We start from the raw sequence: 22,693 nt of genomic DNA, 5'->3' as shown, positions 1-22,693 counted from the left end.
CACAGCCGAACTAGGGCTGAAAGGCCCCCGGGGTGCCGGACGCTGCCGGTATCAGGCGGTCGGCCCGGAGCCGGTCGAACAACCGGGTGAAGGAGTCTTCCGTGCGGCGGTACCCGGTGAAGCCGGCCAGGCGGCTCTTGCTCATATCGGTGACGACTTCGAGGTTCCGGCCCAGATCGCCGTCCGTGTGCCACCAGGAGGCGAGCCGCGCGAGATCGGGTTCGGCGAGCCCGTGGCGGGCGGCGAGGTCTGCCCAGAGGCCCTCCTTGCCGAGCATCTGTTGTTCCAGCGGGCGGGGCTGGCCGGCGTATCCGACGGGTTCGACGCCGAAGTAGGCGGCGAGCGCAGGCCACATGCGGCGCCAGCGGAAGATGTCGCCGTTGACGATGTTGTACGCCTCGTCGCCCACCCCGTCGGCGGTGGCCGCCCAGATCATGTGGTCCGCCAGCAGCCCGGCATCCGTCATGTCCGTGAGGCTGTTCCACTGCGTTTCGGAGCCCGGGAAGATGAACGGCTCGCCGAGCTCCCGGCAGATGGAGGCCTGGACGGCGAGGGTGAGGCCCATGTTCATGGCATTGCCGACCGCATGCCCGATCACCGTATGCGCCCGGTGCACGGACCAGCCGAAGCCCTGCGTCCCGGCGGCGGCCCACAACTCGTCCTCCTGGGCGTAGTAGAAGTTGGGCGTCGGCAGCCTTGGCTCGCTTTCGCGGAAGGGAGTGTCCGGCATCTCCCCCGCCGCGTACGCCTCAAACGGGCCCAGATAATGCTTCAGCCCGGTCATAAGGGCCACATGCTTCACCGGATGGCCGCTGAGGCTGGCCAGCAGGTTCCGCAGCATGGCCGCGTTGGTCTCGATGTTTTCCTGTTCCGTGTTCCTCCGTGACCAGGCGGTGTAGAACACATGGCTCGCCTGTTCGCCGGCCAGCGCTTCCTGCAGGCTTTCCACCGAATTCAGGTCCGCACTCACATGGCGGACATCACTGCGCCCGAGCGGGCTGCGGGAGAGTGCCACAACGTCCCAGCCCTCCTCCGCGAGCCTGTCGACCAGGGCGGACCCGGCAATCCCGCTGGCTCCCACCACCAGGGCAGTTTTGGTCTCAACGGTGTCTGAGCTGTTGCGCATGCCATTCCTCCTGGTACTGACCCGCCGGACCGTCACTGGGCCCCTGGCCGCGGGCCGGTTCGGCCGGGACGGGTCCTCCCCCGCCCCGCTCCAGCGTCTCATGCCCGTGAGGGGACCGCCTGCCGGCGCTTCGTAACCTGTGCCCGCACGGACCTCCACGGAGGGGGTCCGCAGTAGGATGCAAATAGTGGAAGACGCGTGAAGAAACGCGAAAGCGAAGGCAGGATATCCGTGAAACTCTTGCTCCGGTATCCGCTTGTTGCGGGCACAATAGCTGCCCTGCTCGCGGTGCTAGTACTGCTCCTGTCCGGGCAGCCGCTGATTGCGCAGATCTCAGCCAGCGTCTACGCCCTGGCCGTGGCGGCCTACCTGGCCGTCGGCATGGTCCGCCGGCTGATCGGCGGCCAGTGGGGCATCGACATCCTGGCGGTCACCGCGATCGTCAGCACGGTGCTCGTGGGCGAGTACATCGCGTCCATGATCATCGTCCTCATGATGGCCGGCGGGACCGCCCTGGAGGACTATGCGGCCGGCCGGGCCAAGAAAGAACTCACGTCCCTGCTGGAGCGCGTCCCGCAGACGGCCCACCGGGAACGCGGGGGCAGCACCTCCGCCGCCGGGACCCTTACGAACGGCCAGCAGGAGGATGTCGCCGCCACGGACGTCGAGGTCGGTGACATCCTGCTGGTGCGGCCGGGTGAGGTGGTGCCGCTGGACGGCATCCTGCTCTCCGAGTCCGGCAGCTTCGACGAGTCCTCGCTCACCGGGGAGAGCCTTCCGGTGGAGCGGGTTGCCGGCGAGGGGCTGATGAGCGGCTCCCTCAACGGCGAAGCCGCGGTCCGGATGCAGGTCACGGCCCGGATGGAGGATTCGCAGTACAGCCGCATCGTGGCACTGGTCAAGGAAGCCGCGGACAGCAAGGCGCCCATGGTGCGGCTCGCGGACCGGTATGCCGTGCCGTTCACTGCCCTCGCCTACGTCATTGGCGCGATCGGCTGGATCGTCAGTGGCAGCCCGGTCCGCTTCGCGGAGGTGCTGGTGGTGGCGACCCCGTGCCCGCTGCTGATCGCCGCCCCGGTGGCGTTCCTGGGGGGCATGAGCCGCGCCGCGCGCGGCGGCATCATCGTCAAATACGCCGGTGTTTTGGAGCAACTGAGCCGGATCAAGACGGTCGCCTTCGACAAGACCGGCACCCTCACGTACGGCCGCGGCCCTGGTCGCTGTCCGGACCGCGGGATCCTTCACCGAGGACGAGGTCCTCGGGCTGGCGGCCTCCGCCGAACAGTATTCCTCCCATGTGCTCGCCGCCTCGGTGATGGATGCCGCGCACACCCGCGGGCTGGCGTTTGAAACCGCCACGGAGGCCACCGAATTCGCCACGCACGGCGTCCGGGCCCGCTTCGACGGCCGCGACGTGGTGGTCGGCAAGCCCAACTTCGTGGCCGAATCGGCCCCCGGCGTCGTGGCAACGGAGCTCGCCAGCGGCGAACTCGCCATCTACGTGGGCGTGGCCGGGGAATTCGCCGGGTCCCTCGTGATGAGCGACCCGATCCGCCGGGAAACACGCCGCACCCTGGCCGAGCTCAAGGAACTCGGCGTCACCCGGACGGTGATGCTGACCGGCGATGCGCTCGCCACCGCCGAGCACATCGCGGCCGAGGCGGGGCTCACCGATGTCCGCGCCGAGTGCCTGCCGCCGGACAAGGTCGAAGCCGTCCGGTCCCTGCCCCTCCGCCCGGTCATGATGGTCGGCGACGGCGTCAACGACGCCCCCGTCCTGGCCGTCGCCGACGTCGGGATCGCGATGGGCGCGCGCGGCTCGACGGCGGCCGGTGAGTCGGCCGACGTCGTGATCATCCTCGATGACCTGTCCAAGGCGGCCTCCGCCGTGCGGATCGGGCAGCGCACCGTCAAGGTGGCGCTGCAGAGCATCTGGATCGGAATCGGGCTGAGCGTGGCGCTGATGATCGCGGCGGCAGCCGGCTACATCCCGGCCATCGCCGGCGCCCTGACCCAGGAACTCGTGGACCTGGCCACGATCCTCAATGCGCTGCGCGCACTGAGCCCCGGCAGGAAGGCGGCCGGAGCAAAGCTTCCGGGGCAGAAAGCCGCCGGCGCTACCGGGCCGCTGCCTGTTTCTCGGCTTCCGCGATCCGCGGAACGGTCCTGAGGTAGCTGTCCGGGTTCAGCGAGATGGAATCAATGCCCTCGCTGACCAGGAACGCCGCGAACTCGGGGTGGTTGCTGGGGCCCTGGCCGCAGATGCCGATCTTGATCCCGGCGGCGTGGGCCTTGCGGATGGCCTCGCTGATCATCGCCATGACGGCCTCGTCCCGCTCATCGAAGAGTGCGGCCAGCTGCGCCGAATCCCGGTCCACGCCCAGGACCAGCTGGGTGAGGTCATTGGAGCCGATGGAGAAGCCGTCGAAGCGGGTGGCGAACTTTTCGGCGAGGACAACGTTGGACGGGATCTCGCACATCATGTAGACCTCAAGGCCGTTCCTGCCCCGGACCAGGCCGTTCTCCGCCATCACAGCCAGCACCCGGTCCGCTTCCTGCGGGGTCCGGCAGAACGGGATCATCACGATGATGTTGCCGAACCCGAGCTGCTCCCGGACCCGCTTGAGGGCCACACACTCCAGCGCGAACCCCTCCCGGTAGCGCTCGTCGTAGTAGCGGGAGGCGCCGCGGAAGCCGAGCATGGGGTTCTCCTCCGGCTCCTCGAAGGCGGAGCCGCCGATCAGGTGCGCGTACTCGTTCGTTTTGAAGTCGCTGAGCCGGACGATGACAGGCCGGGGATGGTAGGGCGCGGCGATCTTGGCGATGCCCAGGGCCAGGGCGTCCACGAAGTAGTCCTTCGGGTCCGGATAGCCGCTGGCCAGGGCGCGGATCTGCTCGGCCTCGCCGGGGTCGGTGACCCGCTCGGGGTGGACCAGCGCCATCGGGTGCACGCGGATCAGGCTGCTGATGATGAATTCCATCCGGGCCAGCCCGACGCCGTCGGCCGGCAGCCGCCACCACTGGAACGCGGCCGCGGGGCTGGCGATGTTGACCATAACTTTCGTGTGCGTCTCCGGCAGCTCCCCGAGGTCCACCTCCTCGGTTTCAAACGCAAGGCTGCCCCGGTAGACGCGGCCCTCATCACCCTCGGCGCAGGAGATGGTCACGGCGAGGCCCTCCGCCAGGGCGGTGGTCGCGTTGCCGGTGCCGACGACGGCGGGGACCCCGAGTTCGCGGCTCACGATCGCCGCGTGGCTGGTGGGGCCGCCGTGGTCGGTCACGATGCCGGCCGCCCGCTTCATGATCGGAACCCAGTCCGGGTCGGTCATCTCGGTGACGAGGATGGCGCCGTCGCGGAAGTTTTCGATGTCCGCCGCGCTCCTGATCACGCACGCGGTGCCCTGCGCGATGGAATCGCCGATCGCGGCGCCGCGCGCCAGCACGGTGCCGGATTCCAGCAGGTGGTGGAGGGTGAACCGGGAGCCGGTCTTCTGCGACTGGACCGTCTCCGGCCGGGCCTGGACCATGAACAGCTCCCCGGTCACGCCGTCCCGGGCCCATTCCATGTCCATCGGCCGGGCGTAGTGCTCCTCCACGCTCACGGCCCAGCGCGCCAGGGCGAGGATCTCGGCGTCGGCCAGGACAAAGGCGCGGCGTTCGGCTTCCGAGGTGTCCACCATTTTGGTGCGTGCGTGGCCGCCGCGGCTGTAAACCATCTTCCGGGCCTTGGAGCCGAGGGTCTTCTCGATGATCGGCGCGAATTCCGGTTGGGCCAGGAGCGGCTTGAACACGAGGTACTTGTCCGGGTTGATGGTGCCCTGGACCACGGTTTCGCCCAGGCCCCAGGCGGCGCTGACCACGGCCACGCGGGGGAAGCCGGAATCCGTGTCGATGGAGAACATCACGCCGGAGGCGCCGACGTCGGAGCGCACCATCCGCTGCACGCCGATCGAAAGCGCGACGTCGAGGTGGTCAAAGCCCTTGACCTCGCGGTAGCTGATGGCCCGGTCGGTGAAGAGGGAGGCGTAGCAGCGGCGGCAGGCGTCGAGGAGTTCCCGTTCCCCGGCGATGTTCAGGAACGTCTCCTGCTGCCCGGCGAAGCTCGCGTCCGGCAGGTCCTCGGCGGTGGCGCTGCTGCGGACCGCGACCGAGAGCCGGTCCAGTCCGGCGCGCCCGCCCAGTTCGCGGTAGTGAGAGCGGATGGATTCGCTGATGTCCGCCGGGAACTCACTGTCCAGGAACAGTTCCCGGATGGCCTCCCCGGTGGCGCGCAGGGAGGTTTCGCCGGAGCGGTAGGCCTTGATCCGCGAGCGCATCGCGGCCTCGATCCCGTTGGCCCCAAGGAAGCGGCGGTAGGCGCCGGCGGTGGTGGCGAAGCCGTCGGGCACGCGCACGCCCTTGGCTTTCAGGGACTGGATGAGTTCGCCGAGGGAGGCGTTTTTGCCGCCCACCTGCGGGACATCGCCCATGCCGATCTCGTCAAACCACAGCACCGGGGAGTCAGTCATGGACCCATCCTGTGGCGGCGGGCCGTGCGGGGTCAGAGTCTTTGGACCTTGGTGGCCGGTTCGGCCTTCGCGGCCCGGCGGTGGCGGGCGATCTTGTAGAGCCAGTCCGCGAGCAGCACCGCGGGAATGGCGGCGAGCGCCACGGCCAGTCCGCCGGGCGACGGCGGCGCGTGGCCCAGCAGGGTGGCCAGCGGCCCGAGGAACAGGAACACCGCCAGCAGGCCCAGTTCGGCGAGCACGGCCCAGACCAGCAGCCGGTTGGTGAACCAGCCGAGCCGCCAGGGCGGGACGGAGGCGCTGCGGCAGGCGAAGGCGTTGGCGAGCTGCGCCAGGACGACGGTGGTGAACGCGGCGCCGGAGGCGGCCATCAGCACGTCCGCCGCCGGCAGCTCCGCCCCCGGGGTCCAGCCGGCCCCGAGCAGGACCGCCGTGTACGCCGTCATTTCGAAGAGTGCCTCGACCGGGCCCAGCAGTCCGAACACCCGGAACATCAGTGCCCGGTCCATCAGGTGCCTGCGCTCGGGCGGGCGTTTCAGGGTTCCCTTGCTCGGGGCCTCGCTGCCCAGCGCCAGTGCGGGGAGCAGGTCGGTGCCGATGTCGAGGGCGAGGATCTGCAGCACGCTCAGCGCCAGCGGGAACCGCCCGCCGGAGAGTGCCCAGATCACGAAGGGGGTGAGCTCGGCGACGTTGTCCGTCAGGTGATAGGTCAGGAAGCGGCGGATGTTCGCGTACGTGGCACGGCCCTGCTCCACCGCCGCGATGATGGTGGCGAAGTCGTCATCCAGGAGCACGAGGTCCGCTGCCTCGCGGGCCACGTCCGTGCCGCTGAGCCCCATGGCCACGCCGATGTCGGCCTGCTGCAGGGCCGGGCCGTCGTTGACGCCGTCGCCGGTCATCGCCACGACGTGGCCGCGGCGCTGAAGCAGGCGGGCCACCCGGAGTTTCTGTTCCGGGGTGACCCGGCTGACCACCACCCCGTCGCGGTCCAGCAGCGCGGCCAGGACGGCGTCGTCCTCGGGCAGGTTGTGGCCCTCCAGCACCAGCTCGGGGGATCCGATCAGTCCGGTTTCCCGGGCGATGGCGGCCGCCGTGAAGGCATGGTCGCCGGTGACCATAGCGACCTTGATGCCGGCCTCGCGGGCCGCCTCGAGAGCCACACGGACCTCGGCCCGGGGCGGGTCGTGCAGGCCGATCAGCCCCAGCAGCGTCAGTTCGCTCTCCACCTCCTCCAGTTTGAAGCCGGCGCCGGGCGGGCCGGGCAGGGCCCGTTCGGCCACGGCCAGCACCCGTAGCCCGTGGGAGGCCATCCGGTCAACCATCTCCCGCGCCCGGGCGGCGCCCGCGGCCTCGCCGGCGTCGCCGCCGCCGTGCACGCACAGCGGAATCACGGATTCCGGCGCGCCTTTGACGTAAAGCGTCGTGCCAACGATCGCCGACTCCCGGAGCCGCCGGGGATCGAAGGCGAAGCGGTGCGACACCACCGGTTCGGCCGGACCCGACCAGGGATCCGGCCCGGGACGGGCCAGCCGGGCGGCCAGCGCGGCGATGGCGGCCTCCATCGGGTCGCCCTCCGCCACCCACTTGCCCTCGTGGAGCACCGCCCGGCCCTCGGAGGCGGCCAGCGCGGCAAAGCTGAGGTGCCGCGCCTCCCCGGCTCCCGTCCCGGTGACCTCGGCCTCCGGCCCGTACCCCGCGCCGATGATACTGAGCACGCCGGCCGGGGTCCAGACTTCGACGGCGTTCATCCGGTTCTGGGTCAGCGTGCCGGTCTTGTCCGTGCAAATGAAGGTGGTGGAGCCGAGGGTTTCCACCGCTTCCAGGTTGCGGACCAGCGCGTTGCGTTGCGCCATCCGCTGCGCCCCGACGGCCAGGGACAGCGTCACCGTGGGCAGCAGGCCCTCGGGCACCAGCGCCACCATCACGCCGATGGCAAACAGAAAGGCGTCCCGCCAAGAGATGCCGACCAGTAGGGAGAGCACGAAGAACAGCACGCCGATGCCCAGGGCCATGGTGGCGGTGATGCGGACGATGCGTTGCAGTTCCCGCGCCAGCGGGCTCGGCGGCGCGGCCACCTTGCCGGTCAGGGCAGCGATTTCGGCCAGCCGGGTCTTCCCGCCCGTTCCCGCGACCACGCCTTCGGCCTGGCCGTTGACCAGGAAGGTCCCGCCATAGACGGTGTCGCCGGGGACCTTGGCGAGCGCCTCGCTTTCACCGGTGAGCATCGACTCGTCCACCGAGCAGCCGGCCGCCAGCACCAGCCGGAGGTCCGCCGGGACGCGGTCGCCGGCCACCAGCACGACGGCGTCGTCCGGCACCAGTTCGGTGGTGTGGACCTTGATGAGGCGGTTGTCCCGGCGGACCGAAACCATCGCCGGGAGCAAGTCGCGGAGCTTGGAGGCGGCGTGCTGGGCCCGCTCCTGCTGGATGTAGGCGAAGATCCCGTTGACCAGGATCACCACGACGATTGCGACGGCCAGCTGCGGCATGCCCGCCAGATAGGCCAGCACGGAGGCGCACCACAGCAGGATGGCGAAGAAGTGGGTCAGCTCGCCCAGCAGTTTGCGCCAGCCGGGGATGGTGCCGGCCTCCGGCAGCTTGTTCGCCCCGAATTGGGTGAGTCTCCGGGCCGCCTCGGCGGAGCTCAGGCCGGAAAGGCCCGGCAATGCCCCGGCGCTTCGCCCCCCGGAGGGAGCCGCCCGGGTCACGGCCGGCCGGGGCTACTCAGGCGCAACACCGCAGACCGGCCCGGGTCAGGTAGCTCATGGACTGAGGGTGCGCCGCGGAGGTGCGGCCCGTTAGGGCCAAAGGTCACGGCGCGGCGCCGGTCACCTGCCCTGCGCCGCAGAGGCGACCGGTGACCCGGCATCTATAGGCAGCTGCGCGGCGCTCAGAGCTCGGGTTCGTATCCGATGAGCCAGTGAAGTCCGTGCCGGTCTATGACTTGACCGTCCGAAGCGCCCCAGGGTTTCGCGGCGAGAGGGTCCACGACCCGACCGCCGACAGCGAGCTTGTCGAACCACTCATGGAGAACTGACGGTTCGGCGGTCCCCAGCAGGGAGAGCATGACACCTTCGAGCCGGACACTTTTTTGGCCTGCTGCTGCATCCGATCCCGCCATGGCAACCATGCCGTCGAGCACTCCGTGAGCTATGGCATCCGGGGGGCCGTCGCTGCGGCCGAAGTCCTCATAGGTGTACAAGGAAAGCTCTCCGCCGAAAACACCTGCGTAAAAGCCGAGTGCTTCACGCGCCGTGCCGGGGAAACTGACATATAGCTGTGGGGCCGCCATGTGCACAGCATACAGACACCGCCCATCGTCTCTGCGGCCCCACCGTCGCAAGACCTGATACACAACACTCGTGCCGGATGCGTGAGGTCACCCGGTGCGGATGAGGCGCCACGCCGCACCGGGGGCACAGGATAAGACTGCGGCGGTCCGTCGGATCGCCGGAACCCCATGAGAAACGGAGGTCATCAGCATGGCTGAGACATTGGATGAACTAGGGCCGGTGGACTGGCTCGTCGTGGAGTTCCCCGGGCCCAACTTCGGGAACGGCCAGATCGCCCCGTTCCTGGAGGACCTGGTCAACCGTGAGCTCATCAGGGTGCTCGACATGGTGTTCCTGCGGAAGACCGAGGACGGCACGCTCGAGACGGCGGAGATTTCCGACCTCGACGCGAGCGAACTCGGCGAGGTGCGCATGGCCGAGGCCGACCTGGCCATGGTGCTTTCCGAGCAGGACGTCATGGACCTGGCCGAGACGATCCAGCCCGGCCACTCCGCCGCGGTGCTGGTCTGGGAGAACCAGTGGGCTGCACCGTTCGGCGCGGCCGTCCGCAAGGCCGGCGGGCAGCTCGTGGCCAGCGGCCGGATCCCGACCCAGGCAGTCATCGCCGCGTTCCAGGCCGACGCCGAAGCCGAAGCCCCATCGTCCGAAGGAATGAAGGAAGGAGCCTGACATGCCACTGGCAGCACGACGCAGACGCAGGACCGCCGCCGCCGTCGGCGGGGCCATTGTCGTCGCCCACGGGATTAACCGGCGCGGTGACCGCCGTGAGGACCGGAGGGACGACCGCGGCGACCGCCGCGAGGACCGCCGCGACCGCCGCGACTGACACCCTCGACTGACACCACGGGGCCGGTTCCCGGTTCCCACAGGGGGTGCGCATGACCCTTCCGGGTCATGCGCACCCCCTGTGTATGCCACTCTGGTTCACAATCGAGATGACGGCTTAGCCCGGGCCCGGTCCGCCTTGCTCGACCGCAGCCGGCCGGTGCCGCCCCAGCGTCCGCAGGTACGCGCCGAAGCCGTGCGGCGCCCGGGCGTGGACGCGGCCCGAGGTCAGCACGCGCATGCTGTCCGTCGCCGTCACGGTGAAGGCGCGGTTGCGGAGGCTCTGCACCAGGGTCCGGTCCTCGTGCGAGGAGAGCTTCGGGAAGCCGCCGGCGGCCAGATAGGCCGAGGCCCTGACCCCGAAGTTGGCTCCGTAGATGTGCGGGTGGTCCTCCTCGAAGGGATGGCGTTCCAGCCAGCGCCGGAGCAGCTCCGGGTCCATCCCGTCCGGGTCTGGTTCCACCGAGCCCAGCACGGCGTCGGCGCCCGCGTCGGCGAACTCCAGCTGCCGGACGAGCCAGCATTCGGGAACCTGCGAGTCCGCGTCCGTGTTGGCCAGCCAGGTCCGGCCAGCCCACGGCGGGGGTGTCCACCGTTTGCCGGGCGCCCGCCGCCGGGCTGTGCCGATGCCGGCGGCCCGGATGCCGGCACCGCGGCTGGCTCCGGCGTTGCGGAAGGTTACTGCCAGGAAGCTGAAGCGGCGGTCCGCGGCGGCGTAGCGGGCGGCGATGCCGGCGGAGCCGTCGGTGCAGCTGTCCAGCACCACGGTCACCCGGACGTCGACGTCGGGCCGGACCCGGTGCAGGGCGTCGGCGGCGCGCTGCACGGCCAGCAGGGCGCGCCCCAGGTGCTCGTCCTCATTGTGGGCGGGCATCACCACGGCGATCCGGTCGATGCTGTGGCCGCGGGGCAGCGGCAGGGCATGGGCGGCCATGCCGCCTAGCCTTCCGGTCCGGGCACGGCGGCCGCTGCGGGCAGGAGTTCCCCGCCGGCCTCCGGCGCGATCAGGACCTCGAGGATGAAGTCGCGTTCCCGGTAGAGTCCGGCGTCGGCCCAGCCGAGGTGGCGGCGCGCGGCGGCGTGGACGGAGTCGCCGTCGAGCTCCCAGCCGGAGATGGGGTGGCGCCAGTGGCACAGGGCCAGGGTGCCGCCGGGCAGCAGCGTGGTCTGGACCCGTGCGAACAGCTCGGCCAGCTCCCCGGGCGCGAGGTAGTAGCCGACCTCGGAGACCACGATCAGGTCGAACCGGCCGTCCGGCCAGTCCTGCGGGACGGTGAGGTGGCGGGTCCGGGCGGCGGGCAGGTGTGCGAGCCGCCGGGTGGCGTGGGCCAGTGCGGCGCTGCTCGCGTCGACGGCGGTGAAGCTGGCGCAGCGCTCCGCGAGGTCCACGCTGAGCGTCCCGATCGAGCAGCCGATTTCAAGTCCTGCCGCGTAGGTCGGGCCCGGCAGCGCCGCGAGGGTGAGGGCGCGTTTGCGGTGTTCGTACCAGCTGGTGGTGTACTGCCAGGGGTCGTCGGTTCCGGTGTGGACGGCGTCGAAGACGCCTTCCGCGTCGGCGGCGGCGTAGGAGCCGCCCCTGGCGGCCGGACGCTGCCACGCGAACGTCTCGAACGGACGTTCGAAGTGCTCCAGGAACGCCGGCGGGAGCAGCACCTCGTCCCCGGGCCGGCCGGACAGCGGACGGACCTGCGAGGTGTGGGAGGCCATCGCCGCCGCCTTGGCCCGCCGTTCGGCGGGGTCCAGCGGCAGGCGCAGCCAGGACTGCCAGGTGTGGTCCGAGGCGTCCGCCCAGAGCCAGTACCAGATGGGGTATTCCAGCAGCCCGTGGCCGCCGGCGCCGGCAGCCTCGGCCGCGGCGGAGCCCAGTGCTTCGTGGTCGGTGTGGCCGTCGTGCCGGTACGGGGCCACGAGGATGATGCGCTCCGCGGGCAGTCCCGCTGCGGTGGCGTCAGCGATGGCGCGCTGCAGCGCGGTGTGCACCTCCGGCAGGTGACCGGCGAGCCTGCCGTCCGGCAGGGCAAGGAACCGCCAGTCGGGATCCGGCAACAGGTGGTTGAGCGCACCGCCGAATTCCTGGAGCCGCACGGCGGCGAGCTGTTCCGGCGTCGTGGTGGGCGAGTCCGGGTGGGAGGCCTCCCCCGCCGTGCACAGCAGCACCGTGACGCGGGCGCCGAGCACCCGGAGCCGGGCCATCAGCCCGCCGGCGCCCAGAGATTCGTCATCCGGGTGCGCGGCCAGGACGATGAACGCCTGCCCGGCGAGCTCGCCGGCGTCCAGCGGCAGCTCCGGGAGCGCCGCGAGTCCGCTGGCCGCCCAGGCGTCCTCGCCGGTTCCGGCGTCCCGGTGGGTGAAGCTCACCATGGGTGGTCCCCCTTGAGCGTGAGGGCACCAAGCTGGGCGTCGTCGCGCATGGCGTGGTGCTGGCGGATATAGAGCGAGAGGTCGGCCATGCGCTTTCCGTAGGCCTCGTCGAAGGCCAGCGGTGCGGGCCCGAGGTTCTGGCTGACCAGCGTCTGGATGCGTTCGACGGCGGTCGCGACGTTGCCGCGGACGCGGAGGGCCTCGCTCCAGGCGCCGGTGTCCGTGAGTTCCCCGGCATCGATCCGCCCGGCGGTCCGGGCGAGGTAGCCGGTCAGGGCGGTGAGCGTGCGGTCGATCTCGCCGAGATGGGCAAGCGCGAGCTGGTCCGGGGCGCGGCCGCCGTCGGCCGCCTTGAGCAGGGACGACTTGAAGCCCCGGGCCACCGCGACGGCGCCGCCCAGCCAGCAGGCCGCCACGCCCATGCCGCCCCAGGCGAAGCCGGGCCGGAGGTAGTACCAACCGGCATCGCCCAGCGGCACGGCCGGGACGGCGTCGAAGTGCACGGTGCCGCTGGGGATTTCCCGGAGTCCCAGGCTGGTCCACTGCGGATCCTCGAAGCTGACGCCGGGGGCATGGAGGTCGACGGCGAACGCCGCCCGGCCGCCGTCGTCCAGATGGGCGGTCACGACGGCGTGGTCCAGCTGGGCGGCCAGGGAGCACCATGGCTTGGCGCCGTGCAGCAGGAAACAGCCGGCCGCCGGCTTCGCCTCCAGCCGCAGCCCGGGGGCTTCGGCGGCAAACACACCCCAGGCGCCGTCGGAGTCCTCGCCGCCCGGGTCCGGGCAGTCCCGGCCGTCCGGCGCCGGCTGGCCCGCGGCCTGGGCGAGGATCGCCGAGGCGTCCAGGTGGGGTTCAATGGCCCGTCCGGCGGCGACGTCCACGGCCGTGACGGAGGCCAGGATCTCCCAGAGGAACGCCGTCCGGCCCCCGCCCGGCAGCGGGGCGGCGGCTGCCGCGGCTTTGGCCAGCTCCAGCAGCGCCGGGACGTCGCCGGCGGCCGACCGGGCCGCCTCCAGCAGGGGGGTGAGGCCGGCCAGCTGTTCCGGCGCGGAACTGATCCTCACGGCGACCGGCCGCTGCGAATCGGGAGTCCGGTTCATTCGGTGGCCTGTTCCCTTTCGACGTGCGTCTGGTGCTCCCGGCGTCCACGCCTGTCGGCCGGGCTACTGCTCAGTAAATTCAGGCTGCTCAGTAAATCTAAGCACACTTAGCACTTGGGGAATTCCGGTCGGCGTCCCGGCGCCGCGGCTCGGCTCCACCGCCGCTACAGCACCCGCGCGAGGGCGAAGCCGTCCCAGCCTTTGGAGCCCACCGTCTGGATGACGGTGCCGTCCAGCCGCGGGTCTTCGCCCAGCATATGCAGGGCGCTGATGATGCCCGGGGCGTTGACGGCGTCCATCGCGGGTTCCAGCACGGCGCCTTCCCAGACCACGTTGTCCATCACAACGGCGGTGCCGGGCCGGCCGAGGCGGACGGCCCAGTCGAGGTAGTGCGGGTTGTTTTCCTTGTCCGCGTCGATGAAGACGAAGTCGAAGGGCTCGGCGCCCTCGTCGGCGAGGGCCTGCAGCGTGTCCAGTGCCGCCCCGACCCGGATCTCGACGAGGTGGCCCAGCCCGGCGGCATCCAGGTTGGCGCGGGCGACGTCGGCGTGCTTGGGGAGGTATTCGCACGTGAGCAGCCGGCCGCCGTCGGGCAGCCCCTGGGCCATCCAGATGGTGCTGAAGCCGGCCAGCGTCCCGATCTCCAGGACGCGGCGGGCCCCGGAGAGCTGCACCAGCAGTTTGAGCAGCTTGCCGGCGGTGGGGGCGACTTCGATGGGCGGCAGGCCCGCCTCCAGGGCGGAGGTGACCGCGCGCTTCAGGGAGTTGTCCGGACGGACCACAAGCTCGGACAGGAAGTCCTCGACGGCGATCCAGCGGGCGGTGGGCTGATGCTCGAACATGCCCCCAGTCTTCCAGCTGGCCCGTCCGGGCGGTAGGCCGCCGCGGGTCCAGCCCGGACTGCCGGGCGGCACTGACCGACGCGGCACCGTCCTGCTAGTCGCCGAGCGCCTGCTCCAGGCGGTCCAGTTTTCCGGTCAGTTCGCCGGTGAAGCCCGGGCGGATGTCCGCTTTGATGACGAGCGAGACCCTGCTGCCGTAACGGCCCACGGCCTCGGTCGCCCGCTTCACGACGTCGAAGACTTCATCCCACTCGCCCTCGATCGTGGTGAACATCGAGTCGGTGTGGTTCGGCAGGCCGGACTCCCGGACGATCCGCACCGCTTCGGCGACGGCGTCGTGGACGGACGCCTCGTCCGCCGGGAGGGCCGCGGAACCGGCGGGCGAGTCATCGGCGGTGCGCGCTGGACGGCCTGAGGGTGCGACAGAGAATGCAAGCAACATGGCACCAGTCTTTCACGCCCTTGAACGCCGTGACGGCCCGGATGGAGCCCGACGATGCCCCGCTCGGGGACCGGGCCCGGGCCCGGAGTCCGCTGCGGGCCCCGTCACATAAATCAATACCCGGAAGTAACCTCCCCGGCCCGGCCCTGCGTTGCTAACCTAAGCAAATGAACCGGGTAGCAGACCGCAGGCCGCTCCGCGCCGATGCCGCGCGGAACGTGGACAAGATCATCACCGCCGCCCGCCAGTGCTTCCGGGAGCACGGCCCCGAGGTGCCGCTGCAGACCATCGCCGTGACGGCCGGCGTCGGTCCGGCCACGCTTTTCAGGAACTTTGCCGACAAGGAAGAGCTGGTCCTCGCAGCCCTGCACCGGCAGCTCGGCCTGCTGGTCGACCCGGTCATCGAGGAGGCTCTCGCCGGACCGGACGCCGCGGACGGGCTCTTCCGCGTCATTGACGCGCTGATGGGCGTTGCCAGCGAGGAAGCCAACCTGCTGGGGGCCGTCGCCGGCCGGCGCGGACTCCTCACCGGCATCACGGGCGACCTGATCGAATCCGTGGCCGTGCTCCTGGGCCGCGGACAGGGCCAGGGAACCCTGCGCAGCGACATTTCGATGACGGACCTGATCCGCCTGCTGGCCATGCTGATCGGCGTTGTGGACACGATGGAAGCAGGTTCGGATGCCTGGCGCCGTCCTGTTGCCCTGGTCGAGGACGCCATCCGCACGGAGCGCCCGAACCGGCCGCTGCCGCCGCAGGCGCCGCTGCCGGGCACCGCGTTCGACTCTGTCCTCGGCTAGCACCGGTGTCATGGGAAACCGTGGCGGGCGCCGTTGGCGGCGTGCTGCTGGTTTACGCCGTACTGCTGCTCCTCCTGTGGGGTTATGCGCGCCGGCACCCGGAAACGGTCGCGATGAAGGATGCACTGCGGCTGCTGCCGGACCTGCTGCGGCTCCTGCGGCGGCTGCTCGCTGACAGGACCCTGGGCGCGGGGGTGCGGATTCGGCTGGCCCTGCTCCTGGCCTATCTGCTCTCGCCGATTGACCTGGTGCCGGATTTCGTGCCCGTGATCGGGTACGCGGACGACGTGATTATTGTGGCCCTCGTGCTGCGCTCGGTGATCGCGCGGGCGGGCGAGGCTGCGGTGCGCCTGGCACTGGCCGGGAACGCCCGAGGGGCTGCAGCTCATCCTCAGGCTCGCCGGCCTCGGAGCCCCGCGGTGAGAGCTTAGGCGATGAAGGCCGTTCCGGCCGGACCGTTGTCGAACCTGCGGAGGATCTCCTCGGCGATGACCCGGAGCTTGACGTTCCTGGTGTTGGAAACCTTGGCCAGCAGCTCGAACGCCTCGGTCTGCGAGCAGCGGCTCTGCGCCATGAGGATTCCGGTGGCGAGGTTGATCACGGTCCGCGACCGCATGGCCTGCAGCAGGTCCCGGTTCAGGCCTTTGGCGGCGTCCAGCCGGACAGCCAGCCGCATCACCTTGGCGGCGCGGACCGCGAGCGCCCCGCAGGCTGCCACGGCGCCGTCGTCGAACGCCTCGGGGGCTGTCGACGAGAAGGTCAGGATGGCCGTTGCGTCCCGGTCCGCCAGCAGGGTTACCGCGAGGACACTGCGGTTCCCGCGCTGGGCGGCGGCCCGCTGGTAGCGCCTCCACCGGGGATCCATCGTGGTGTCCGGGACCAGCACTGCCAGCCCGGTCTCCCGGGCCTCCAGTCCCGGGCCCTCCGCCAGGGCGTCCTGCAGGCTGTCCAGTGCCAGCGCCTCCCGGCTGCTGCCGGCCAGGACCGTGGGCTGGCGGCGCCGGGCGAGCCGCACCGAGCACAGCACCGGGCGGCCCGTTTCGGCGGCGGCGAACTCGGCGGCCAAGGCGGATAACTGACGGAGGAAATCCTCCAGCGCCTCGTTGTCGAGCAGGAGGTCCTGCAGCCGCTCGGAGAGCCGGGCTCGGAGCATCAGTCGTCCGCCGGCTTCTCTTTGGCCTCCTGCAGATGGTGCTGCAGCTTCTCCTCAGCCTCCCGCCGGCGCCGGGCCATTTCCCGCAGTTCCCGGGTGGACTCGGCTCCCGGCGGAACGAACGGCTCGTGCGGCTTGGAATGCTGGCCCTTGCCGGGCGCAGGGGTATCCGGATCCTCGTTGTCGCTCATATCCGAATGCTCCCATGGGGCCTTGGCAGCAAGTAGGGACCAAAGACCGTTACGGAGCGGTCCGGCAGGAGGTAACGCAGACGCTAGCCCCAGCCCAGCAGTCTGAGTCCGGCTGCCGCGCCGGCCCCGGCGAGGACGACCACCAGGAACGGGGCCCGGAGCAGCAGGGCGACGCCGGCCGCGGCCAGCGCCCCGAGGCGGGCATCCAGCGCCAGGGTCTGGCCGGAGGCCACGGTGTTCACGATCGTCAGGGATGCCAGCAGCCCGATGGTCATGGTCCCGGCAATCCGGGACATCCGGGGGTCGCGCAGCACGCTGGCCGGGACGAGATAGCCCAGCAGTTTCCAGGCGTAGGCCAGCAGGCACGAGAGCAGCAGCCACATCCACAGGCTCATGCGGCGTCCCCGGAGGGGCGCCCGTGCGGGTGCGGTTGATCGGCGTAGGGGTCCATGTCCGGTTCCAGTCCTTCGTCGCTGCGGCCGTGGCTGAACCAGCCGATGGCTGCGGCCACCACCGCGGCCACCAGGATCGGCACCCCGGCGGGCACCCACGGGACGGCCAGCACGGTGGCCAGGGCGCAGACGACGGCGATCGCCACCGGCTCCCGGCCCTTGAGCCGCGGCCAGAGCAGGCCCAGGAATGCCGCGACGGCGGCTCCGTCCAGGCCCCACTGCTTGGGATCCCCCAGCGACGCCCCGGCCAGCGCGCCCACGGCGGTGAACAGGTTCCAGAGGACGAAGATGCCCAGCCCCGCGGTCCAGAAGCCGCGCTTCTGCTCGAGCGGGTCGGTCTGGCCCGTGCTCGTGGCGGTGGACTCGTCGATGGTGACGTGGGCGGCGGCGAACCGCAGCCAGCCGCGGGGCCGCAGCAGCGCGTTGATCTGCATGCCGTAGATCCCGTTGCGCATGCCCAGCAGGGTGGCCGCGCCCATCGCGGCGACGCCGGAGCCGCCCCCGGCCACCACGCCGATGAAGGCGAACTGCGAGCCGCCGCTGAACAGCAGCAGGCTCAATGCCATCGTCTGCCAGAAGTCGAGCCCGGAGGTGACGGACAGCGCGCCGAAGGACACGCCATAGAGACCGGTGGCGATGCTGATGGACAGCCCGACCCGGACGGCCGGGGACTGCAGGAGCCTCACCGCCGGACCGGGTTGCGCAGACTCCAGGCCCAGGCGATCAGCGGCGCCTGCAGCGGCAGCCGCAGGGTGTGCGCGCGGCGCTGCCCGGGCGTCCCGTCCGGGCCGTACGCCCTGCGGAGGGCATCGAGGTGTCCGGCGAGGAAGGCGGTGAACATGGCCGCGACGCAGCCGGCGGCGGCACGGCGGGTCGCCGGGATCAGGAGCCCGACGGCGGCGCCCGCCTCGAGCAGGCCGCTGAGCGCGACCCACTCCTCCCGGGACAGCACGGCCAGGGGGCTGTTGGGGCGTTCACCGGTGTCGTCGCGGCAGAGGAAGTCCGGGACCACCGGGGCGAAGAAACCGGGATCGTCGAAGTGCTTCGCGGCGCTGGCCAGCAGCAGGGCGCTCAGCGCCGCGGCGGAAAGCGTCTGGGTGTCCCGGCCGGACCAGCGAGATGGCATGGAACAACTCAATCACAGCCACGGGGCGCCCGCTAACCGCGGCCTCCGCCCCAGGAACGGGGACCTTAGCGGCGGCTCTGGGTGCCGGCCGACAGCTGGGCGAGGACCTGCGCGGGCCGGTTCGTGGTGATCTCGTGAATCCCCAGCTCCTGGCAGAGCGCGACATCGTTTTCCGAGTCCACGGTCCACACCCGGAAGCGGCGGCCGGAGTTCAGCCAGCGCCGGATGGTCCGGGAATGCCCGCGGACGTAGTCGATGCCCGGTCCGGCGAGCCCGGTCTCGCAGTCGTCCAGGATCCGCTCGGCTTCGGTTTGGGCTGCCTTCATCAAGTTCGCGAGGGCCCCGCCGGTGATCGCCCCGAGGCCAAGCTCCTCCCGGATCTCCAGGACGTTGACGTCGTCCACGAGCTGGCACACGGCGGCGGCCGGAACTGATTTCAGCAGGTGCTTCACCGAATCCGGGCTGAAGCTCATAAAGGACACCGTGATGTTGCCGAGCCGTGAGGTCGCCGGGTCCCAGCCCTGGGACCGGAGGACCTCCAGGACCCGGTCCTCCAGCTTGAGCTGGAAGGGGCTGGGGTGTTTAAGCTCAATCGCCAGGCCGATCTCCCGGCCGGCGGCCTGCAGCAGGACCAGCAGCTCCGGAAGCGTCAGCAGCTGGGTGGACTTGGCACCGTATTCGTCCGGGATCCTGACGCCCTTCCAGGAGGAAAAGTCCAGCTGCCGGAGCTCGTTGAGGGTCCGGTCCGCCACCGGTCCGGTCCCGTCGGAGGTGCGGTCCAAGTTGGCGTCGTGCAGTAGCACCGCGTGCTGGTCCCGGGTGAGGTGGATGTCGCACTCCACGCCGTCGGCGCCGTCGGCGATCGCCTGCAGGTAGGCGGCCCGGGTGTGCTCGGCGAACGCGCCGCTTGAACCGCGGTGGGCGTAGACCAGCGGACGGGCTGCGGCGGTCTCGTCAGTCGTCATGCTGCCACGTTAGCCGACAGCCGCTGCCCGAGCGGGGCTAGGCTGGGCACATGCAGGTGAATACTGAGCCAAGTACCCGTCCGGAAGGACACGGCGACGCCGGAGCTGCCGCGGCCGGCGGTGCCGCCCGCCGCCACACCGTGTCCGCCGGCGACGCCGAGAAGGCCTCCGCGCTGCGGAAGATGAAGCTGCTGGCGCTCTCGCTGCTGGTCCTGATGGCGATCATCTTTGTGGTCGCCTTCGCCCTGCAGAAACAATACCCCTGGCTCGAATACGTCCGGGCCGCGGCCGAAGGGGGCATGGTCGGCGCCCTCGCGGACTGGTTCGCGGTGACGGCGCTGTTCAAGTACCCGATGGGCCTCAAAATCCCGCACACGGCCATCATTCCGCAGCGCAAGGACCAGATCGGCGCCTCGCTGGGCGAGTTCGTGGAGACCAACTTCCTCTCCGAGCAGGTGGTCCAGGAAAAGCTGGCCTCCGTCGACATCGCCCGGAAGGCCGGGGCCTGGCTCTCCGGGCCCGGCGGCGCCGAACGCGTGGCCAAGGAAGGCGCCGCCGTCATCCGCGGCGCCTTTACCGTGCTCAACGACGACGACGTCCAGGCCGTGATCGAGGGAATGGTCCGCCGGCATCTGCTCGCCCCGCCGTGGGGTCCGCCGGTGGGCCGGGTCGCCCAGCGGATCTTCGAGGACGGCCACCACCACGCGCTGGTGGACGTGCTCGTGGACCGCACCGTGGACTGGGTGCGGGACAACCAGGAAACCGTCAACCGGCTGGTGACCGACCGTTCCCCGACGTGGGTGCCCTCGTTCGTGGACGGGCTCGTGGGCGACAAGGTCTACGTGGAGATCCTGAAGTTCACCCGCGCCGTGCAGTCCGACCCCCAGCACCAGGTACGCCTGTCGATCGACAAGTACCTCAAGGACCTCGCGCAGGACCTCCAGCATGATCCGGTGATGATTGCCCGGGCCGAAGGCATCAAGGCCCAGGTCCTGGGCGATCCCGAGATCCGGGAACTCGCCTCCCGCACCTGGGGGACCATCAAGGCCGCGCTGCTCTCCGCCGTCGACGATCCGCACAGCGAGCTGACCGTGCGGTTCAAAGCCGCCGTGCACGACTTCGGCACGCGGCTGGTCGTTGACCCCGAACTGGCCGGCAAGGTGAACAAGTGGATCGGGGACGCCGCCGGGTACCTCGTGAAGACGTACCGCTCGGACATCGCGGGCGTGATCACCGATACCGTGGCCCGCTGGGATGCCGAGGAGACCTCGCAGAAGATCGAACTCCAGATCGGCAAGGACCTGCAGTTCATCCGGATCAACGGCACCGTGGTGGGCGCCCTCGCCGGGCTCGCGATCTTCACGGTGGCGCATCTGGCCTTCGGCTGACACCGCGGTGCGCCGGTCTAGGCGGCGACCTTCGCCTTGGCCCGGCCCGGGATGGCGAAGATCGTGAAGGCCAGCGCGGCGAGGGCCGTGAACACCAGCAGCAGCAGCCCGATCGAGTAGCTGTGCGTCGCGGGGTCGTACGTCGCTCCCATGATCAGCGGCGGGAAGTAGCCGCCGAGGCCGCCGGCGGCGCTGACCACCCCGCTGATGCTGCCGACTTTCCCCGGCGGGGCGAGCACGCCCACCCAGGCGAAGACCCCGCCCGTCCCGAGTCCGAGCGCCGCCGCCATGGCGACGAATGTCAGGCCGGCGGGGACCTCGCCGTCGGGCTGCAGGTTCACCACCCAGCCGAGGACCGCGACACCTGCCAGTGAGGTGATCACCACGGGCTTGGGCCCGAACTTGTCCGCGAGCACGCCGCCCACCGGCCGTGCCAGCACGGCCGCCAGCGCGAAGCCGGCGGTGCGGGCCCCGGCGCCGCTGGGATCGAAGCTGTAGACGTCGCGGAGGTAGGTGGGCAGGTAGGTGGCGAAGGAGACGAAGCCGCCGAAGACCACGGCGTAGAGGAAGCACATCTTCCAGGTGATCGGGGTCTTCGCGGCGTCGATCAGCTTGGGCAGGACGGGGAGGTTGTTGCCGGTCCAGCCCGGGGCTTCCTTCATCAGGAACCAGACCAGGGCCGCCATGACCGCGAGGATCCCGGCGATCAGCAGGTGCGTGGGGAAGTAGCCGATCCCGGCGACCAGCCGCGGGTTCAGGAAGGCGGCCAGCGCCGTGCCGCCCATCCCGGCGCCGAAGACGCCGGTGGCGAAGCCGCGCCGGGAGGGTTCGTACCAGGCGCTGACGAAGGGGATCCCGACGGCGAAGACCGTTCCGGCGACGCCCAGCAGCAGCCCGGCCCCCAGCACCAGGGCGAAGGATCCGAGGAGCCCGCCGACCGCCACAAGCAGGATCGGGAGGATGGAGGCCAGCAGCACGAAGGTGAACATGGCCCGGCCGCCGTACCGGTCCGTGAGGGTGCCGACGACGATCCGGCCCAGCGCGCCGACGAACACGGGCATGGCCACGAGCACGCCGGTGGCGGCCGGGGTGAGCTGGAGGGTCTGGGTGTAGAAGGCGCCGAGGGTGGCCACCGAGTTCCAGGCCCAGAAACCGACCACCGACGCCGAGGTGGCGAGCACGAGGTTCAGGGTCCGCCCGGCGGGGGCGGCCGACGGAAGGGGCTCGGATCCGGCCACTGGTGGTCCTCTCAGTTCGACATCGGTGGTGGGCCGGGCTGCGACCCGGCTCAGCGGTTGCCGGTGTCCCGGTCGCGGGTTCCGACGGCGGACCAGCCGCGGCGGGCCGCGACGTTGGAGGCCCGCGCGGCCGGGGCGCCCGCTTTGCCGCCGTCCCGGTCCCGGTCCCGGGAGCGGTAGACGATGTAGGGGCGGAAAAGGTAGTGGAACGGGGCGGTAAAGGCGTGGACCAGCCGGGTGAAGGGCCAGATCATAAACAGCGCCATGCCCACCAGGGTGTGCAGGTGGAAGGAGAACGGCGCGGCCGCCATGGCCGCCAGGTCCGGCTGGAAGACGAACAGGGAGCGGAACCACGGGGCCACCGTCTCGCGGTAGTTGTGGCCGTGCCCGCCCTCGAAAACACTGGCCAGGGTGGTCCACAGGCCGAACACGATGGCCGCGGTCAGCACCACGTACATGGTCTTGTCGTTCCTGGTGGTGGCCATAAAGACCGGCCCCGTGGTGCGGCGGCGGTAGATCAGCAGGAGGATCCCGCCCAGGGTGCCCACCCCCGCGACGCCGCCCACGAACAGGGCATTGAAGTGGTAGAAGTCCTGGCTCATTCCCACGGCCTGGGTCCAGGCCATCGGGATGACCAGGCCAAAGAAGTGGCCGGCGATCACGGCGAGCAGGCCGAAGTGGAACAGGGGTGAGGCGATCCGCAGCAGCCGCGATTCGTAGAGCTGCGACGACCGGGTGGTCCAGCCGAACTGGTCGTACTTGTAGCGCCAGACAAGGCCGCCGACCAGCACGACGACCATGATGTAGGGCAGGACGCCCCAGAGCACGATGTCCAGGGCGGAGAGTTCGACGGCGGACCCGGGCTCGGTTTCGGACACCAGCATGG

At 70.6% G+C, this 22,693-nt stretch carries 22 protein-coding genes and 1 pseudogene; 6 read left to right on the top strand and 17 right to left on the bottom strand.

What is annotated here, in order from left to right:
* Positions 1 to 10 precede the first annotated feature (10 nt).
* On the bottom strand, positions 11 to 1,126 hold the full coding sequence (locus AC06G6_RS01935) for an SDR family oxidoreductase (protein WP_479825837.1): 1,116 nt from the start codon (positions 1,124 to 1,126) through the stop codon (positions 11 to 13).
* Between the two features lie 231 nt (positions 1,127 to 1,357).
* On the opposite strand from AC06G6_RS01935, the pseudogene AC06G6_RS01930 reads away from it, so the two are divergent.
* Positions 1,358 to 3,296 (top strand): annotated as a pseudogene (locus AC06G6_RS01930) (heavy metal translocating P-type ATPase).
* On the opposite strand, the gene ppsA reads toward AC06G6_RS01930, so the two are convergent.
* From ppsA to AC06G6_RS01915, 3 genes are all read right to left on the bottom strand, one after another.
* Complete coding sequence (gene ppsA, locus AC06G6_RS01925) at positions 3,244 to 5,634, bottom strand: phosphoenolpyruvate synthase (protein ID WP_479825835.1); 2,391 nt, start codon at positions 5,632 to 5,634, stop codon at positions 3,244 to 3,246. The pseudogene AC06G6_RS01930 and the gene ppsA sit on opposite strands and share 53 nt — an antisense overlap.
* A gap of 32 nt (positions 5,635 to 5,666) precedes the next feature.
* Complete coding sequence (locus AC06G6_RS01920; RefSeq protein WP_479825833.1) at positions 5,667 to 8,297, bottom strand: cation-translocating P-type ATPase; 2,631 nt, start codon at positions 8,295 to 8,297, stop codon at positions 5,667 to 5,669.
* Between the two features lie 224 nt (positions 8,298 to 8,521).
* The gene (locus tag AC06G6_RS01915; RefSeq protein ID WP_479825831.1) at positions 8,522 to 8,923 is read right to left on the bottom strand and encodes a VOC family protein; all 402 of its coding nucleotides are present in this window, start codon (positions 8,921 to 8,923) and stop codon (positions 8,522 to 8,524) included.
* A gap of 190 nt (positions 8,924 to 9,113) precedes the next feature.
* Here AC06G6_RS01915 and AC06G6_RS01910 point away from each other — a divergent pair, with 190 nt between their 5' ends.
* Positions 9,114 to 9,593 carry a DUF6325 family protein gene (locus tag AC06G6_RS01910; RefSeq protein WP_479825829.1) on the top strand — a complete coding sequence of 160 codons (480 nt, stop codon included), beginning with the start codon at positions 9,114 to 9,116 and terminating at the stop codon, positions 9,591 to 9,593.
* A gap of 1 nt (position 9,594) precedes the next feature.
* Positions 9,595 to 9,750 (top strand): hypothetical protein, encoded by a 156-nt coding sequence (locus AC06G6_RS01905; RefSeq protein ID WP_156135027.1) that lies wholly within the window; start codon positions 9,595 to 9,597, stop codon positions 9,748 to 9,750.
* 117 nt (positions 9,751 to 9,867) lie between these two features.
* On the opposite strand, the gene AC06G6_RS01900 is transcribed toward AC06G6_RS01905, so the two are convergent.
* From AC06G6_RS01900 to AC06G6_RS01880, 5 genes are all read right to left on the bottom strand, one after another.
* Complete coding sequence (locus AC06G6_RS01900) at positions 9,868 to 10,683, bottom strand: glycosyltransferase family 2 protein (protein WP_479825827.1); 816 nt, start codon at positions 10,681 to 10,683, stop codon at positions 9,868 to 9,870.
* 5 nt (positions 10,684 to 10,688) lie between these two features.
* Complete coding sequence (locus tag AC06G6_RS01895) at positions 10,689 to 12,110, bottom strand: PIG-L family deacetylase (RefSeq protein WP_479825825.1); 1,422 nt, start codon at positions 12,108 to 12,110, stop codon at positions 10,689 to 10,691.
* Positions 12,104 to 13,210, bottom strand: a complete 1,107-nt coding sequence (locus AC06G6_RS01890) for an acyl-CoA dehydrogenase family protein (protein ID WP_479825823.1) — start codon at positions 13,208 to 13,210, stop codon at positions 12,104 to 12,106. Before AC06G6_RS01890 ends, AC06G6_RS01895 begins: the two co-directional genes overlap by 7 nt.
* A 164-nt stretch (positions 13,211 to 13,374) precedes the next feature.
* Positions 13,375 to 14,052, bottom strand: a complete 678-nt coding sequence (locus AC06G6_RS01885) for an O-methyltransferase (RefSeq protein WP_479825821.1) — start codon at positions 14,050 to 14,052, stop codon at positions 13,375 to 13,377.
* A 94-nt stretch (positions 14,053 to 14,146) separates the two neighbouring features.
* Positions 14,147 to 14,494 (bottom strand): thiamine-binding protein, encoded by a 348-nt coding sequence (locus AC06G6_RS01880; RefSeq protein WP_479825819.1) that lies wholly within the window; start codon positions 14,492 to 14,494, stop codon positions 14,147 to 14,149.
* Positions 14,495 to 14,661: 167 nt separating this feature from the next.
* On the opposite strand from AC06G6_RS01880, the gene AC06G6_RS01875 reads away from it, so the two are divergent.
* Together AC06G6_RS01875 and AC06G6_RS01870 are read left to right on the top strand one after the other, a co-directional pair.
* Positions 14,662 to 15,294 carry a TetR/AcrR family transcriptional regulator gene (locus AC06G6_RS01875; RefSeq protein ID WP_307458143.1) on the top strand — a complete coding sequence of 211 codons (633 nt, stop codon included), beginning with the start codon at positions 14,662 to 14,664 and terminating at the stop codon, positions 15,292 to 15,294.
* A 5-nt stretch (positions 15,295 to 15,299) separates the two neighbouring features.
* Positions 15,300 to 15,725 carry a YkvA family protein gene (locus AC06G6_RS01870; RefSeq protein WP_479825817.1) on the top strand — a complete coding sequence of 142 codons (426 nt, stop codon included), beginning with the start codon at positions 15,300 to 15,302 and terminating at the stop codon, positions 15,723 to 15,725.
* Here AC06G6_RS01870 and AC06G6_RS01865 read toward each other — a convergent pair.
* From AC06G6_RS01865 to AC06G6_RS01840, 6 genes are all read right to left on the bottom strand, one after another.
* Positions 15,722 to 16,447, bottom strand: a complete 726-nt coding sequence (locus tag AC06G6_RS01865; protein ID WP_479825813.1) for an ANTAR domain-containing protein — start codon at positions 16,445 to 16,447, stop codon at positions 15,722 to 15,724. The two genes, AC06G6_RS01870 and AC06G6_RS01865, sit on opposite strands and share 4 nt — an antisense overlap.
* Positions 16,447 to 16,638 carry a hypothetical protein gene (locus AC06G6_RS01860; RefSeq protein WP_479825811.1) on the bottom strand — a complete coding sequence of 64 codons (192 nt, stop codon included), beginning with the start codon at positions 16,636 to 16,638 and terminating at the stop codon, positions 16,447 to 16,449. Before AC06G6_RS01860 ends, AC06G6_RS01865 begins: the two co-directional genes overlap by 1 nt.
* 83 nt (positions 16,639 to 16,721) lie before the next feature.
* The gene (locus tag AC06G6_RS01855) at positions 16,722 to 17,033 is read right to left on the bottom strand and encodes an AzlD domain-containing protein (protein ID WP_479825809.1); all 312 of its coding nucleotides are present in this window, start codon (positions 17,031 to 17,033) and stop codon (positions 16,722 to 16,724) included.
* Positions 17,030 to 17,776 carry an AzlC family ABC transporter permease gene (locus AC06G6_RS01850; protein WP_479825807.1) on the bottom strand — a complete coding sequence of 249 codons (747 nt, stop codon included), beginning with the start codon at positions 17,774 to 17,776 and terminating at the stop codon, positions 17,030 to 17,032. The genes AC06G6_RS01855 and AC06G6_RS01850 overlap by 4 nt, the downstream gene beginning before the upstream one ends.
* Positions 17,773 to 18,216 (bottom strand): DoxX family protein, encoded by a 444-nt coding sequence (locus AC06G6_RS01845; protein WP_479825805.1) that lies wholly within the window; start codon positions 18,214 to 18,216, stop codon positions 17,773 to 17,775. The genes AC06G6_RS01850 and AC06G6_RS01845 overlap by 4 nt, the downstream gene beginning before the upstream one ends.
* A 65-nt stretch (positions 18,217 to 18,281) precedes the next feature.
* On the bottom strand, positions 18,282 to 19,181 hold the full coding sequence (locus AC06G6_RS01840; protein ID WP_479825803.1) for a glycerophosphodiester phosphodiesterase: 900 nt from the start codon (positions 19,179 to 19,181) through the stop codon (positions 18,282 to 18,284).
* A gap of 50 nt (positions 19,182 to 19,231) precedes the next feature.
* On the opposite strand from AC06G6_RS01840, the gene AC06G6_RS01835 reads away from it, so the two are divergent.
* Complete coding sequence (locus AC06G6_RS01835) at positions 19,232 to 20,569, top strand: DUF445 domain-containing protein (protein ID WP_479825801.1); 1,338 nt, start codon at positions 19,232 to 19,234, stop codon at positions 20,567 to 20,569.
* A 17-nt stretch (positions 20,570 to 20,586) separates the two neighbouring features.
* Here the strand turns inward: AC06G6_RS01835 and AC06G6_RS01830 are convergent, their stop codons facing one another.
* Together AC06G6_RS01830 and narI are read right to left on the bottom strand one after the other, a co-directional pair.
* Positions 20,587 to 21,807, bottom strand: a complete 1,221-nt coding sequence (locus AC06G6_RS01830; RefSeq protein WP_479825799.1) for an MFS transporter — start codon at positions 21,805 to 21,807, stop codon at positions 20,587 to 20,589.
* Positions 21,808 to 21,857: 50 nt separating this feature from the next.
* A complete protein-coding gene (gene narI / locus AC06G6_RS01825) occupies positions 21,858 to 22,691 on the bottom strand; it encodes a respiratory nitrate reductase subunit gamma (RefSeq protein ID WP_479825797.1) in 834 nt (277 codons plus the stop codon).
* Positions 22,692 to 22,693 lie beyond the last annotated feature (2 nt).

It is taken from the genome of Arthrobacter sp. CJL-S3 (assembly GCF_056711635.1).
This window is presented reverse-complemented; position numbering and strand designations above follow the sequence as displayed.

Excerpts from the sequence above, each read along its gene's own strand:
- AC06G6_RS01935 (WP_479825837.1), bottom strand. The coding sequence starts at position 1,126 with ATGCGCAACAGCTCAGACACCGTTGAGACCAAAACTGCCCTGGTGGTG.
- ppsA (WP_479825835.1), bottom strand. The coding sequence starts at position 5,634 with ATGACTGACTCCCCGGTGCTGTGGTTTGACGAGATCGGCATGGGCGAT.
- AC06G6_RS01915 (WP_479825831.1), bottom strand. The coding sequence starts at position 8,923 with ATGGCGGCCCCACAGCTATATGTCAGTTTCCCCGGCACGGCGCGTGAA.
- AC06G6_RS01910 (WP_479825829.1), top strand. The coding sequence starts at position 9,114 with ATGGCTGAGACATTGGATGAACTAGGGCCGGTGGACTGGCTCGTCGTG.
- AC06G6_RS01905 (WP_156135027.1), top strand. The coding sequence starts at position 9,595 with ATGCCACTGGCAGCACGACGCAGACGCAGGACCGCCGCCGCCGTCGGC.
- AC06G6_RS01900 (WP_479825827.1), bottom strand. The coding sequence starts at position 10,683 with ATGGCCGCCCATGCCCTGCCGCTGCCCCGCGGCCACAGCATCGACCGG.
- AC06G6_RS01895 (WP_479825825.1), bottom strand. The coding sequence starts at position 12,110 with ATGGTGAGCTTCACCCACCGGGACGCCGGAACCGGCGAGGACGCCTGG.
- AC06G6_RS01890 (WP_479825823.1), bottom strand. The coding sequence starts at position 13,210 with ATGAACCGGACTCCCGATTCGCAGCGGCCGGTCGCCGTGAGGATCAGT.
- AC06G6_RS01885 (WP_479825821.1), bottom strand. The coding sequence starts at position 14,052 with ATGTTCGAGCATCAGCCCACCGCCCGCTGGATCGCCGTCGAGGACTTC.
- AC06G6_RS01880 (WP_479825819.1), bottom strand. The coding sequence starts at position 14,494 with ATGTTGCTTGCATTCTCTGTCGCACCCTCAGGCCGTCCAGCGCGCACC.
- AC06G6_RS01875 (WP_307458143.1), top strand. The coding sequence starts at position 14,662 with ATGAACCGGGTAGCAGACCGCAGGCCGCTCCGCGCCGATGCCGCGCGG.
- AC06G6_RS01865 (WP_479825813.1), bottom strand. The coding sequence starts at position 16,447 with ATGCTCCGAGCCCGGCTCTCCGAGCGGCTGCAGGACCTCCTGCTCGAC.
- AC06G6_RS01860 (WP_479825811.1), bottom strand. The coding sequence starts at position 16,638 with ATGAGCGACAACGAGGATCCGGATACCCCTGCGCCCGGCAAGGGCCAG.
- AC06G6_RS01855 (WP_479825809.1), bottom strand. The coding sequence starts at position 17,033 with ATGAGCCTGTGGATGTGGCTGCTGCTCTCGTGCCTGCTGGCCTACGCC.
- AC06G6_RS01845 (WP_479825805.1), bottom strand. The coding sequence starts at position 18,216 with ATGCCATCTCGCTGGTCCGGCCGGGACACCCAGACGCTTTCCGCCGCG.
- AC06G6_RS01840 (WP_479825803.1), bottom strand. The coding sequence starts at position 19,181 with ATGACGACTGACGAGACCGCCGCAGCCCGTCCGCTGGTCTACGCCCAC.
- AC06G6_RS01835 (WP_479825801.1), top strand. The coding sequence starts at position 19,232 with ATGCAGGTGAATACTGAGCCAAGTACCCGTCCGGAAGGACACGGCGAC.
- narI (WP_479825797.1), bottom strand. The coding sequence starts at position 22,691 with ATGCTGGTGTCCGAAACCGAGCCCGGGTCCGCCGTCGAACTCTCCGCC.